This is a genomic window from Burkholderia sp. MBR-1, from assembly GCF_013822785.1.
Classification (GTDB): domain Bacteria; phylum Pseudomonadota; class Gammaproteobacteria; order Burkholderiales; family Burkholderiaceae; genus Burkholderia; species Burkholderia vietnamiensis.
Genome location: NZ_CP053609.1, coordinates 1,586,455 through 1,599,756 on the forward strand (window position 1 = coordinate 1,586,455; position 13,302 = coordinate 1,599,756).

Annotated in this window: 9 protein-coding genes; 7 read left to right on the forward strand and 2 right to left on the reverse strand. The window is 67.1% G+C overall.

Features of this window, described 5'->3' with window-relative positions; translation table 11 throughout:
- Positions 1-48 precede the first annotated feature (48 nt).
- On the reverse strand, positions 49-1,428 hold the full coding sequence (gene argA / locus MBR110_RS07310) for an amino-acid N-acetyltransferase (protein ID WP_014723300.1): 1,380 nt from the start codon (positions 1,426-1,428) through the stop codon (positions 49-51).
- Positions 1,429-1,451: 23 nt separating this feature from the next.
- Here argA and hrpA point away from each other — a divergent pair, with 23 nt between their 5' ends.
- From hrpA to MBR110_RS07335, 5 genes are all read left to right on the forward strand, one after another.
- A complete protein-coding gene (hrpA, locus tag MBR110_RS07315) occupies positions 1,452-5,636 on the forward strand; it encodes an ATP-dependent RNA helicase HrpA (protein ID WP_181709241.1) in 4,185 nt (1,394 codons plus the stop codon).
- Positions 5,637-5,782: 146 nt separating this feature from the next.
- On the forward strand, positions 5,783-6,772 hold the full coding sequence (locus tag MBR110_RS07320; protein ID WP_011885441.1) for a YVTN family beta-propeller repeat protein: 990 nt from the start codon (positions 5,783-5,785) through the stop codon (positions 6,770-6,772).
- Between the two features lie 16 nt (positions 6,773-6,788).
- Complete coding sequence (locus tag MBR110_RS07325) at positions 6,789-7,763, forward strand: sterol desaturase family protein (protein WP_059456367.1); 975 nt, start codon at positions 6,789-6,791, stop codon at positions 7,761-7,763.
- Between the two features lie 109 nt (positions 7,764-7,872).
- A complete protein-coding gene (locus tag MBR110_RS07330; RefSeq protein ID WP_059474586.1) occupies positions 7,873-8,700 on the forward strand; it encodes an EI24 domain-containing protein in 828 nt (275 codons plus the stop codon).
- The gene (locus tag MBR110_RS07335; RefSeq protein ID WP_011885438.1) at positions 8,697-9,512 is read left to right on the forward strand and encodes a competence/damage-inducible protein A; all 816 of its coding nucleotides are present in this window, start codon (positions 8,697-8,699) and stop codon (positions 9,510-9,512) included. Before MBR110_RS07330 ends, MBR110_RS07335 begins: the two co-directional genes overlap by 4 nt.
- 161 nt (positions 9,513-9,673) lie before the next feature.
- Here MBR110_RS07335 and MBR110_RS07340 read toward each other — a convergent pair whose 3' ends face one another.
- Positions 9,674-10,138 carry a rhodanese-like domain-containing protein gene (locus tag MBR110_RS07340; RefSeq protein ID WP_011885437.1) on the reverse strand — a complete coding sequence of 155 codons (465 nt, stop codon included), beginning with the start codon at positions 10,136-10,138 and terminating at the stop codon, positions 9,674-9,676.
- Between the two features lie 406 nt (positions 10,139-10,544).
- Here MBR110_RS07340 and glnA point away from each other — a divergent pair, with 406 nt between their 5' ends.
- Entirely contained in the window at positions 10,545-11,960 is a 1,416-nt protein-coding gene (gene glnA, locus MBR110_RS07345; RefSeq protein WP_011885436.1) for a type I glutamate--ammonia ligase, read from the forward strand.
- Between the two features lie 161 nt (positions 11,961-12,121).
- Positions 12,122-13,264 (forward strand): nitrogen regulation protein NR(II), encoded by a 1,143-nt coding sequence (gene glnL, locus MBR110_RS07350; RefSeq protein ID WP_014723296.1) that lies wholly within the window; start codon positions 12,122-12,124, stop codon positions 13,262-13,264.
- Positions 13,265-13,302 lie beyond the last annotated feature (38 nt).

The window sequence follows — 13,302 nt, forward strand, 5'->3', positions numbered from 1 at the left end:
TGTACTTCTCCTGTAATCGGTCTGGGGGAAGGGCAGTCGTACCTGCGCTCAGAGCTGCTTCATCAGCACGAGCGACTTGCGCTGCCAGTTGTAGAGCTTGCGGCGGTCTTCCGGCAGGTCGTCGACGCTGACCTTGACGAAGCCGCGCTTGAGGAACCAGTGCTCCGTGCGCGTCGTCAGCACGAAGATATGCGTGAGCCCGCGTGCGCGCGCACGCTGCTCGATGCGCTTGAGCAGGCGCTCGCCGTCGCCCGAACCCTGCGCTTCCGGCGCCACCGTCAGGCACGCCATCTCGCCGATCTTTTCCTGCTGGTACGGATACAGCGCCGCACAGCCGAACAGCACGCCATCGTGCTCGATCACCGAGAAATGGTCGATGTCGCGTTCGATCTGGTGACGCCCGCGCCGCACCAGCGTGCCGTCGGACTCGAGCGGCTCGATCAGCGACAGGATGCCGCCGACGTCGTCCGGCGTCGCCTCGCGCAGGCTCTCCAGATTCTCGTACGAGATCATCGTGCCGACGCCGTCGTGCAGGAACAGTTCGAGCAGCATGCTGCCGTCGAGCGATTGCGGAATCAGATGCGCACGCGTCACGCCGCCGCGGCATGCGCGAATCGAATGCTTCAGGAAGAACGCATCGTCGCCCTGAATGTTGCCCGAATCGAGCAGCTCGGCGGCCGCATCGAGCGACATTTCGCGGACCAGCTCGCCTTCGTCGTCGACGATGCCGGGCGCTTCGGTCAGGAAGATGATCTTGTCGGCGCGCAGCGCGATCGCGGCGGCCGACGCGACGTCTTCCATCGACAGGTTGAACGCCTCGCCGGTCGGCGAGAAACCGAGCGGCGACAGCAGCACGAGCTTGCGGCTCGCGAGCGAATGACGGATCGACTCGGCGTCGATCTTGCGCACGATGCCGGTGTGCGCGAAGTCCACGCCGTCGAGAATCCCCACCGGCCGTGCGGTCACGAAGTTGCCGGACACGACGCTGATGTGCGCATGCGCCATCGGCGAGTTCGGCAGCCCCTGGCTGATCGCGGCCTCGATGTCCAGCCGCACTTCGCCGGCCGCCTCCTTCGCCGATTCGAGCGCGCGCGCATCGGTGATGCGCAGCCCGTGCGAGAACTCCGACTCGACGCCATGCAGGCTCAGCTGCTCCTCGACCTGCGGCCGCGAGCCGTGCACCAGCACGATCTGGATGCCCATCGCCTGCAACAGCGCGATGTCCGACACGAGCGCGTTCAGCAGCCCTTGCTGCACCACCTCGCCACCGAACCCCACGACGAACGTGCTGTTGCGGAACTTGTGGATATAGGGCGCGACGGAGCGCATCCAGTCGACGAACTGCGCGTGGCTGACGGCCGAATCGTCGGGAGCCGGCGGCGTCGTGGCGCCGGTCTGGGCGGGAGGGAGGTCGGTTTGGGAATTCATGGGCGGGATTATAATGCGCCCCCATGTCGAATGTACCTAAAAGTCCCGCGCCGACGCGGGCCAACGCGGACCCGGCGCAGCACCCGGACGGTGCAGCCGATGCGCGTCAGCAGCCGGGCCGGCAGCAGCAATCGCGGCAGGGCGGCAAGCCGCCGCGCGACGACGAACGGCGCCGCGATGCGGGCCAGCCGGCCGCGCCGGCTACGCGCGCGGCCGACGGCGAGCGTACGCCGCGTCGCGAACGTGCGCCGCGCGCGCCGGTCGCACCGAACCCCGTCCCGAAGATCAGCTATCCGGAAAGCCTGCCCGTGTCGGGCCGGCGCGACGAGATCGCGCGCGCGATCGCCGCGCATCAGGTCGTCATCGTTTGCGGCGAAACAGGTTCGGGCAAGACCACCCAGCTGCCGAAGATCTGCCTCGATCTCGGCCGCGGCCTCGGCGCCGGCGGCACGGGCCTGATCGGCCACACGCAGCCGCGGCGGCTCGCCGCGTCGTCGACGGGCCGGCGCATCGCCGAGGAGCTCGGCACGCCGTTCGGCGAAGTCGTCGGCTACAAGGTGCGCTTCACCGACAACCTCGCGCCGGGCGCGTCGGTCAAGCTGATGACCGACGGCATCCTGCTCGCCGAGACGCAGAACGATCCGCTGCTGAAGGCGTACGACACGCTGATCATCGACGAGGCGCACGAGCGCAGCCTGAACATCGACTTCCTGCTCGGCTACCTGAAGGAGATCCTGCCGCGCCGGCCGGACCTGAAGCTGATCGTCACGTCCGCGACGATCGACGCCGACCGCTTCGCGCGCCATTTCGGCAGCGACGCGCGCCCGGCGCCCGTGATCGAGGTGAGCGGGCGGCTGTATCCGGTCGAGGTCCGCTATCGGCCGGTGGCCGAGGACCGCCCGGCCGTGAAGAACGCCGAAGGCACCGGCGGGCGCGACCGCGTGAAGACCGCGCGCGAGGCCGAACGCGACCTGATGGACGCGATCGTCGACGCGGTCGACGAACTGTGCCGCGAAGGCCCCGGCGACGTGCTGGTGTTCCTGCCCGGCGAGCGCGAGATCCGCGACGCGGCCGAGGCGCTGCGCAAGCACCATCCGCCGCATACCGAGATCCTGCCGCTGTTCGCGCGGCTGTCGGCGGCCGACCAGGACAAGGTGTTCAAGGCGTCGAACGCGCGCCGCATCGTGCTCGCCACCAACGTGGCCGAAACGTCGCTGACCGTGCCGGGCATCCGCTACGTCGTCGACACCGGCCTGGCGCGCGTGAAGCGCTATTCGTACCGCAACAAGGTCGAGCAGCTGCAGGTCGAGTCGATCTCGCAGGCCGCCGCGAACCAGCGTGCGGGCCGCTGCGGCCGCGTGGCCGACGGTATCTGCATCCGTCTGTACGAAGAAAGCGACTTCCAGGCGCGCGCGCGCTTCACCGATCCGGAAATCCTGCGCTCGTCGCTCGCGGCGGTGATCCTGCGGATGAAGTCGCTGCACCTCACCGCGATCGAATCGTTTCCGTTCCTCGAGCCGCCGCCCGGCCGCGCGATCGCCGACGGCTATCAGCTGCTCAACGAGCTCGGCGCGGTCGACGACGACAACGCGCTGACGCCTCTCGGCCGCGAGCTCGCGCGCTTGCCGCTCGACCCGCGCGTCGGCCGGATGATCCTCGCCGCGCGCGACCAGCAGGCGTTGCGCGAAGTGCTGATCATCGCGAGTGCGCTGTCGGTGCAGGATCCGCGCGACCGTCCGAGCGACGCGCAGGAGCAGGCCGATCAGGCGCACCGCCGGTTCGCCGACGAGCGCTCCGAATTCCTGCAATGGCTGAAGATCTGGGCGTGGTTCGAAGAGGCCGTCGCGCACAAGAAATCGAACCGCCAGCTGGTCGATGCGTGCCGCCAGAACTTCCTGTCGCACCTGCGGCTGCGCGAATGGCGCGACGTTCATTCGCAACTGCTGACGGTCGTGCGCGAGCACGGCTGGCGTCTGAACGAAGCCGAGGCAACCTACGAGCAGATTCATCTGGCCCTGTTGACCGGCCTGCTCGGCAACCTCGGCCTGAAGGCCGACGACGATCCGCATTACCTCGGCGCGCGCGGGATCAAGTTCTATCTGTGGCCGGGCTCCGCGCTCGCGAAGAAGGCCGGCCGCTGGGTGATGGCGGCCGAGCTCGTCGAGACGAGCCGGCTGTACGCGCGCTGCCTCGCGAAGATCGAGCCGGAGTGGGTCGAGAAGGTCGGCGCGCATCTGTTGAAGAAGTCGCTGTCGGAGCCGCATTGGGAGAAGCGTCCCGCGCAGGTCAGCGCGTTCGAGCGCGCGACGCTGTACGGGCTGCCGATCTACCATCGGCGGCGCGTCGCGTTCGGCCGGCAGGACCCGGCGCGCGCCCGTGAGCTGTTCATCCGCGGCGCGCTGGTCGAAGGCGAATTCGACACGCGGCTGCCGTTCTTCGCGCACAACCGCAAGTTGCTCGCCGACATCGAGCAGCTCGAGCACAAGTCGCGCCGCCAGGACGTGCTGGTCGACGACGAGCTGATCTACGCGTACTACGACCAGGCGATTCCGCAAGGCATCCATACGGGTGCGGCGTTCGAGCGCTGGTATCGCGACGAGGTGAAGAAGGGCGGTCAGCCGGAGGACAAGCAGCGCCTGCTGTATCTGTCGCGCGACGACCTGATGCGTCACGAGGCGGCCGGCGTGACGACCGAGCTGTTCCCGAAGCGCATGACGATGGCCGGCGTCGAGATGGCGCTCACCTACCATTTCGAGCCCGGCACGCCGCGCGACGGCGTGACGCTCGCGGTGCCGCTGTACGCGCTGAACCAGGTCGACGCGCGCCGTTGCGAATGGCTGGTGCCGGGGATGCTGAAGGAGAAGGTGCAGCTGCTGCTGAAGTCGCTGCCGCAGAAGCTGCGCCGGCACTGCGTGCCGCTGCCCGAGTACGCGGCCGGCTTCGTCGAGCGCATGGGTCGCGAGCGCTTCGGCGCGGGCGGCCTCGTCGACGCGCTGATCGCCGACGTGCGCGGCGAAACGCAGGTCGCGATGAAGACGGCCGACTTCAAGCTCGAGACGTTGCCCGCGCACCTGTTCATGAACTTCAAGGTGATCGACGAGCACGGGCGCCAGCTCGCGATGGGCCGCAATCTCGCGCAGCTGCGCCAGGAGCTCGGCGCGCAGGCGCAGCAGCAGTTCCAGAAGATCGCGGCCGCGTCGTCGATCGCGGCGAGCGGCGATGCGGCCGGCGACGCCCCGGCCGGCGCATCGGCGCCGGGCGGAGCGGGTGCGCCAGGCGCGCTGGCGAAGGGCGGCAAGCCGGCCAGGGGCGCGGCGCCGCACACGGCGGCGCCCGCGGAAGCCGGCGCGACCGCGCTGTACGAGAACCTGACGACGTGGAATTTCGGCAAGCTTCCCGAGCTGCTGGAGATCCGCCGGCGCGGCCAGACGCTGTACGGCTATCCGGCGCTCGTCGATCGCGGCACGCATTGCGACGTCGAGGTGTTCGACTCGCCCGAGGAAGCCGCGCGCATCCATCGTGCGGGCTTGCGGCGGCTGTTCGCGCTGCAGCTGAAGGAGCCGATCAAGTTCCTCGAGAAGAACCTGCCGGGGCTGCGCGAGATGGCGATGCAGTACATGTCGCTCGGTACGCAGGACGAACTGCGCGATCAGCTGATCGACACGGCGCTCGACCGCGCGTGCCTGCAGGAGCCGCTGCCCGACGACGACGCGAGCTTCCACGCGCGCCGCGACGAGGGCCGCAGCCGCCTGAACCTGCTCGCGCAGGAGATCGCGCGGCTCGTCGCGCAGATCCTCGCCGAATACGCGGGGCTCGCGAAGAAGCTCGCGCAGGCGAAGCCGTTCGCGCAAGCGCACGCCGATCTGCAGCAGCAGCTCGCGGCGCTGGTCGGCAAGCGCTTCGTGATCGACACGCCTTACGTGCAGCTTGCGCACTTTCCGCGCTATCTGAAGGGCATCGCGCTGCGGATCGACAAGCTGAAGGCGGACCCGGCGCGCGACGCGAAGCAGTTCGCCGAGCTGCAGCCGCTCGTCCAGCAGTACCAGCGCGCGGTGTCGCAGCGCGGCGGCGTCGTCGATCCGCGGCTCGCGGAATTCCGCTGGCTGCTCGAGGAACTGCGCATTTCGCTGTTCGCGCAGGAACTGCGCACGCCGATGCCTGTCTCTGTCAAGCGTCTGCACAAGGTGTGGGAGTCGATGCAGCGCTAGCGCCGCCGCGGCCCGATGCACGTCACGGCGAGCGGCCACGGCCGGTCGTCGCGGCGTGCGTCGAAATGGCGCAATGCTGTCCGCGGTCAACCGGGCGGGCCGGTCGGGCGTTTTACAATGACAGTAGTTCCACGACGTGAGTCTTCATGCGCACTTTCCTCTCCTTCGGCCGCACGCTCGCGCTGGCCGCCGCCGTGCTGGCGCCCGCCGCACACGCGAATAACGTGATCATCCTCAACTCGGCCGAGGCGACGCTTTCCCTGATCGATCAGCAGACCCGTCAAGTCGTGGCGACCATGCCGACCGGCAAGGAGCCGCATCACCTGATGGCGACGCCCGACAATTCGTCGCTGATCGTCGCGAATTCGGTCTCGAACAGCCTGATGTTCGTCGATCCGAAAACGGGCAAGCTGCAGCGCACCGTCGAAGGCATCGAAGATCCTTACCAGCTCGGCTTCTCGCCCGATCGCAAGTGGTTCGTGTCGACCGGGCTGCGCCTCGATCGCCTGGACATCTATACGTACGACGGCCACGACGTGCATCTCGCGAAGCGCCTGCCGCTCGCGGTGATGCCGAGCCACCTCGCGTTCACGAAGGACAGCAAAACGGTGCTCGTGTCGCTGCAGGTGTCCGGCGAGATCGCGGCGGTCGATCTGGCGACGCAGACGCTCAAGTGGCGGATGAAGGTCGGCAAGGTGCCGGCCGGCCTGTGGCTCACGCCGGACGACAAATACCTGCTGGTCGGGATGACCGGCTCGGATTACGTCGCGGTGGTCGACTGGCGCAACCAGAAGATCGTCAAGCAGATCGTCACCGGCAACGGCGCGCACAACTTCCGTTCGCTCGCCGACGGCACGCACGTCGCGATCACCAACCGCGTCGCCAACACGATCAGCATCATCGACGAAAACACGCTCACCAACGTCGGCGACATCACTGGCCTGCTGCCGGGGCCGGACGACATGGAGCTGTCCGCCGACCGGAAGACGCTGTGGGTGACGTTCCGCTTCGCGAAGAAGGTCGGGATCATCGATCTCGCGTCGCGCAAGCTGGTGCAGACGATTTCCGTCGGCCGATCGCCGCACGGTATCTACTTCTACGACCGCGCGCCCTGGAAGGCGGCGAACGGCGCGTGACGAGCGGAGACGAACGATGCTGCACCTGATCGATGCGTTCGTGTCGGACATCCAGACCTGGCTGTACATCGACGTCGTGCAGCCGCTGCTGTTCAAGTTCAACCTGATGGGCTACGACGAGGGCACCTACGACGCGCTGTACTGGGTGATCGTCGGCGCGCTGCAGATGGTCCTGATGTTCGCGGTGCTGCGCCCGCTCGAGGCGCTGCTGCCGGTCGAACGCTGGACCAACCGCCGCGCGGTGCGGGTCGACGTGATCTACACGGCGATCGCGAAGCTCGGCATCTATTCGCTGTTCTTCTTCTTCGCGCTGCAGCCGCTGTTCGACCGTTTGCAGGGCTGGTTGCGGCTGCACGGCGTGTCGAACGTCAATCTCGACTATTTGTGGCCGGGCGTGACGTCGCAGCCGATCGTCGCGTTCGCGATCTACCTCGTGGTGCTCGATTTCGCCGGCTACTGGTATCACCGCTGGGAGCACAAGTTCGGGATCTGGTGGGAGCTGCACGCCGTGCATCACAGCCAGCGGCAGATGTCGCTGTGGTGCGATGACCGCAACCACCTGCTCGACAACGTGATCCAGTCGTGCTTCTTCGCGACGATCGCGCTCGTGATCGGCGTGACGCCGTCGCAGTTCGTCGTGCTGACCGCGTTCACGAACTTCATCCAGAGCATCCAGCATGCGAACGTGCGGCTGCGCCTCGGCTGGCTCGGCGAGCGCCTGATCGTGAGCCCGACGTTCCACCGGCGTCATCATGCGGTCGGCTACGGTCACGAAGGCACCAAGTACGGCTGCAACTTCGGCGTGCTGTTTCCGTGGTGGGACATGATGTTCGGCACCGCGTCGTGGAACCGCACGGTCGAGCCGACCGGCATCCGCGAGCAGATGGAGGGTGTGTCCTACGGCGACGGCTTCTGGGCGCAGCACGGCCTCGCGTTCGTGCGGATCTTCCGCCGGCTCGTGCCTGCGAAGCGCGATGCGGCATCGGCCTGACCCGTCGTTTCCCGTCGAGCGGTAGCCTGCGCGGCCCGCATGTGCTTTGGCGCATGCGGGCCGCGTGGTTTATCCTTTCCCCGTTTTTCATCGTCGATACAGGGTCCGCATGAACGATCTGCTGCGCTCCTTCCTCCGCGCGTTCGCGAGCGCGCTGCATCCGCGCATGCTGTGGCTCACGCTGATGCCGTTCGTCGTGTCGGCGCTGTTCTGGGGCGTCGTGCTGTGGTTCTCGTGGCAGACGCTGATCGACGCCGCGCGCGGCGCGCTCGACGGCTTCGTGCTGACCGCCGCGCTGTACCGCGCGTTCGATGCGTTGGGGATGTCGCAGCTGCATGCGGTCGTCGCGCCGTTCATCGTCGTGTCGCTCGCGATCCCGTTGATCGTGCTGACCGTGCTGCTGCTGATCGCGACGATCTCGATGCCGGTCGTGATCAAGCATCTGGCGAGCCGGCAGTTCGCCGCACTCGCCGCGAAGCGCGGCGGCACCTTCTTCGGCAGCGTGGTCAATTCGCTCGGCGCGGCGCTGGTCGGCGTCGTGCTGCTCGTCGTGACGATCCCGCTGTGGCTGATTCCGCCGTTCTTCGCGCTGCTGCCGCCGGTGATCTGGGGCTGGCTCACCTATCGCGTGATGACCTACGACGCGCTCGCGCTGCACGCGAGCCGCGACGAGCGCCGCGAGCTCGTGCGGCGCCACCGCTGGCCGCTGATCGGCATCGGCGTCGCGACCGGCCTGCTCGGCACCGTGCCGACTTTCGTGTGGGTGTCGTCGGTCTGGATGATGGTGCTGTTTCCGTTCGTCGCGGCGGCCATGATCTGGGTTTACGCTTTCATTCTCGTTTTCTCGGCGCTGTGGTTCGGGCACTACTGCCTGCGCGCGCTGGACGACCTGCGCGCGAGCTCGCGCGCCACCGCAATCGACATGGGGCAGGCATGAGCATCGGCATCATCATCATCGGCGACGAAATCCTTTCCGGCCGCCGGCAGGACAAGCATCTGGCGAAGGTCATCGAGCTGCTCGGCGCGCGCGGGCTCGCGCTCGACTGGGCCGAATACGTCGGCGACGATCCGGCACGGATCACCGCGACGCTCGCCCGCGCGATCGCATCCGGCGACATCGTGTTTTCGACGGGCGGCATCGGCGCGACGCCGGACGACCACACGCGCCAGTGTGCGGCCGCCGCGCTCGGCGTGCCGCTCGAGTTGCACCAGGAAGCGCGCGCGCTGATCGCCGAGCGTATCCGCGAGACGCAGCCCGACGCAAGCGCGCCGGTCGACTTCGATTCGCCGGAGAACCAGCACCGTTTCAACATGGGCGTGTTCCCGGTCGGCGCGACGATCATCCCGAACGGCTACAACCGGATTCCCGGCTTCTCCGTCGGCGATCTGCATTTCGTGCCGGGCTTCCCGGTGATGGCGTGGCCGATGATCGAATGGGTGCTGGACACGAAGTACGCGCATCTGCACCATGCGACGCCGCACGCGGAGCGCTCGCTGTACGTGTTCGAGCTGCCCGAGTCGACGCTGACGCCGCTGATGGAGCGGATCGAACGCGACTTCCCCGGCGTGCGCGTGTTCAGCCTGCCGAGCGTCGGCGACGCCGAGCGCGGCGGCATCTATGCGCGCCGGCACATCGACCTCGGTGTGAAGGGCGAGCCTGAAGCGGTCGCGGCCGCGTTCGTGAAGCTGCGCGAAGGCGTGCATCTGCTCGGCGGCGACGTCGTCGAGCCCGATGCGCCGCGGGCGTGAGCGTCGCGTAGATCGCGCACGATTCTCTCGGCGCGTACAGCGCGCATGGCCCGCTGAACGGGCCGTGCAAAAGAAGCGGGCCGCGCAACGCGGCCCGTCATCGGGGTGTCATCGCCCGGCTCGACGATGTCGCAGTCGGGCGTGCGGGAACGGATGCGCGTTCAGGCGCCGATCCACGGCAGTTTCCGGAAGCACCAGCCGTCGACCGTCTTGCGATGGCCTTCGGCATCCTTGCCGCCCTCGAACCCTTCGAGCAGATCGAAAGCCTTCGTGAAGCCGGCCTGCTTGGACGCAACTGCCGCGAGCTTCGAGCGTGCAGCGCTGCGGCACAGGAACAGCACCGGCGTATCGGGCGACACGGCCGCCTTCAGTTGCTCGACGAATTCCGTGTTCGGCACGCCGCCGGGATAGCGCGTCCACTCGATGTGCAGATACTGGCCGTCGCCGACGAGCGGGCGGCCAATCCAGTCGAGCTCGGCGCGCGTGCGCACGTCGACGAGGCGGGCGGACGGGTCGAGCTGCAGCAGTTCGAACGCCTCGACGGGCAGCAGGGCGCCCGCATAGTCGAGCGCGCTCTCGGCGCGGCGTTGATCGGCCTTCGCGTAAAGCTGGTCGAGCGTACTCATGGCAGGAGGTCTCCGTATCGGTCAAACGAACATTCTAGCGCGCCGGTGCCGCGCGGACGTCGGTACGCTGGCCGGCCGCATGCACCGCGCACGGGTTCACCAAAAAAGTGCAGAATGGCGTGCATGCACCGAATCGGCGCTCGCAAAATGCTGTCACACGCTCGTTGCACCATGGAGGTGCCAAAGCGCGAATGCCGGTGCGTCCCGTGGCCCCGGAATCGCGCAGCGCGGCCCCGCTGCGGCGCGGGCCGGCACGATTCGCGTCGGATTTGCGATGATTGGCACGGAAGCTGCTATATAGAATTCGGTCGACCCGGGGCGCGCTGCGCCAAAGCCAGACTCCGGGCAGCTCGATAAACGAGGCGGTTCCCAGTCCGCCGGAATTGTTCAATCAGGAGAAGAGGTTATGAGTAAAACCGTCGCCGACGTCATGCAGCTCGTGAAGGACGAGGACGTCAAGTTCGTCGATTTCCGCTTCACGGATACGCGCGGCAAGGAGCAGCACGTGTCGGTGCCGGTTTCGGCGTTTGACGAAGACAAGTTCGAAAGCGGCCATGCCTTCGACGGTTCGTCGATCGCCGGCTGGAAGGGCATCGAGGCGTCGGACATGCTGCTCATGCCGGATCCGACCGCGGCGTTCATCGACCCGTTCTACGAAGAGTCGACCCTCGTGATGACCTGCGACGTGGTCGAGCCGGCCGACGGCAAGGGCTACGAGCGCGATCCGCGCTCGCTCGCGAAGCGCGGCGAAGCGTACCTGAAGAGCACGGGCCTCGGCGACACCGCGTACTTCGGTCCGGAGCCGGAATTCTTCATTTTCGACTCGGTCCAGTGGAACACGGACATGTCGGGCTGCTTCGTGAAGATCAACTCCGAAGAAGCACCGTGGTCGGCAGGCAAGGAATTCGAAGGCGGCAACACCGGCCACCGTCCGGGCACGAAGGGCGGCTACTTCCCGGTCGCGCCGGTCGACACGTTCCAGGACATGCGTTCGGAAATGTGCCTGCTGCTCGAACAGCTCGGCATTCCGGTCGAAGTGCACCACCACGAAGTCGCGGGCCAGGGCCAGAACGAAATCGGCACGAAGTTCTCGACGCTCGTGCAACGCGCCGACTGGACGCAATGGTCGAAGTACATCATCCATAACGTCGCGCACTCGTACGGCAAGACGGCGACGTTCATGCCGAAGCCGGTCGTCGGCGACAACGGTTCGGGCATGCACGTTCACCAGTCGATCTGGAAGGACGGCCAGAACCTGTTCGCGGGCAACGGCTACGCCGGCCTGTCGGAATTCGCGCTGTTCTACATCGGCGGCATCATCAAGCACGCCCGTGCACTGAACGCGATCACGAACCCGACGACGAACTCGTACAAGCGTCTCGTGCCGCACTTCGAAGCACCGGTGAAGCTCGCCTACTCGGCGCGCAACCGTTCGGCATCGATCCGCATTCCGCACGTGTCGAACCCGAAGGGTCGCCGCATCGAAACGCGCTTCCCGGACCCGATGGCCAACCCGTACCTGTGCTTCACCGCGCTGATGATGGCGGGCCTCGACGGCGTGCAGAACAAGATCCATCCGGGCGAAGCAGCCGACAAGAACCTGTACGACCTGCCGCCGGAAGAGGATGCAAAGATCCCGACCGTCTGCGCAGGCCTCGACCAGGCGCTGGAAGCACTCGACAAGGATCGCGAGTTCCTGACGCGCGGTGGCGTGTTCACCGACGGCATGATCGATGCGTACCTCGCGCTGAAGGAGCAGGAGCTGGCGAAGTTCCGCATGACGACGCATCCGATCGAGTTCGAGATGTACTACTCGCTGTAAGTGGCGATGGCGCTTCCAGTCAGCGCCGTCACGCCGCTTCGTTCCCGTCGGGCAGTGTGCGGCGGGAGCGGCGGAGTCTGAAAGGGGACGGCGTCCAGCCGTCCCTTTTTTGTTCCGAAATTCCTCATTCACGGCCCCGGTGGGGCGCGACGATACGCACGATGGCTCTGAAGAATCTGATCAAGGCGAAGACGGGGCAGCCCGAGCGACTGACGGAAGACGAGCGGCTCGCGCGCTCCGGGCTGCTTGCCGGGCTCGAAGCGCTGCCGACGGTCGTGCTCGTGCTCGACCGCAAGACGCTGCGGGTCGCGTTCGCGAACCCGTCCGCGGAGGCGATGCTCGACATCTCGCGCCGGCAGCTCGCGCAGCGGCCGTGGGGCGAGATCTTCCCGAACGCGAACGAGCTCGCGTCGACGATCACCGCGATCGGCGAGGAGCGCTTTCACGCGACGCATCTCGACACCGTGCTCGATCGGCCCGGCCACGAGGCGTTGCACGTGCATGCGATCGTCGGCTTCCTCGAGACCGCGCCCGATTTCGTGCTCGTCGAGCTGTTCGAGAACGAACGCCAGTCGCGCACCGATCGCGAGGAGCGCATCCACGACCTGACCGCGGTCAACAAGCAGCTGATCCGCAATCTCGCGCACGAGATCAAGAATCCGCTCGGCGGCATTCGCGGCGCCGCGCAGCTGCTCGAATTCGAGCTGGGCGAGCGCGAGCGCGGCGAGTTGCGCGAATACACGCAGGTGATCATCAAGGAGTCCGACCGCCTGCAGACGCTCGTCGACCGGTTGCTGGAGCCGCATCGGCATCCGCACATCGTCGGCGACGTGAACATTCATGAAGTATGCGAACGCGTGCGCGCGGTGATGCTCGCGGAGTTTCCGCGCGGCCTCACGATCGAGCGCGACTACGACGTGAGCGTGCCGGACCTGCGCGGCGACAAGGAGCAACTGATCCAGGCGCTGCTGAACATCGTGCGCAATGCGGCGCAGGCGCTGCGCGAACGCATCGCGCAGGGCGACGCGAGAATCGAATTGCGCACGCGCATCGCGCGCAAGGTGACGATCGCGAAACGCCTGTACCGGCTGGCACTGGACTTGCACGTGGTCGACAACGGCCCCGGCATTCCGGAGGAGATTCGCGACCGCATCTTCTACCCGCTCGTGTCCGGGCGCGACGACGGCAGCGGGCTCGGCCTCACGCTCGCGCAAACCTTCGTGCAGCAGCACGACGGGATGATCGAGGTCGAGAGCCGGCCCGGACGTACCGAATTTCAGATCCTGTTGCCGCTCGATCACTGAGCGGCGGCATGGCGATTCACCGGATTCACCAATATCTG

Excerpts from the sequence above, each read along its gene's own strand:
- argA (WP_014723300.1), bottom strand. The coding sequence starts at position 1,428 with ATGAATTCCCAAACCGACCTCCCTCCCGCCCAGACCGGCGCCACGACG.
- hrpA (WP_181709241.1), top strand. The coding sequence starts at position 1,452 with ATGTCGAATGTACCTAAAAGTCCCGCGCCGACGCGGGCCAACGCGGAC.
- MBR110_RS07320 (WP_011885441.1), top strand. The coding sequence starts at position 5,783 with ATGCGCACTTTCCTCTCCTTCGGCCGCACGCTCGCGCTGGCCGCCGCC.
- MBR110_RS07325 (WP_059456367.1), top strand. The coding sequence starts at position 6,789 with ATGCTGCACCTGATCGATGCGTTCGTGTCGGACATCCAGACCTGGCTG.
- MBR110_RS07330 (WP_059474586.1), top strand. The coding sequence starts at position 7,873 with ATGAACGATCTGCTGCGCTCCTTCCTCCGCGCGTTCGCGAGCGCGCTG.
- MBR110_RS07335 (WP_011885438.1), top strand. The coding sequence starts at position 8,697 with ATGAGCATCGGCATCATCATCATCGGCGACGAAATCCTTTCCGGCCGC.
- MBR110_RS07340 (WP_011885437.1), bottom strand. The coding sequence starts at position 10,138 with ATGAGTACGCTCGACCAGCTTTACGCGAAGGCCGATCAACGCCGCGCC.
- glnA (WP_011885436.1), top strand. The coding sequence starts at position 10,545 with ATGAGTAAAACCGTCGCCGACGTCATGCAGCTCGTGAAGGACGAGGAC.
- glnL (WP_014723296.1), top strand. The coding sequence starts at position 12,122 with ATGGCTCTGAAGAATCTGATCAAGGCGAAGACGGGGCAGCCCGAGCGA.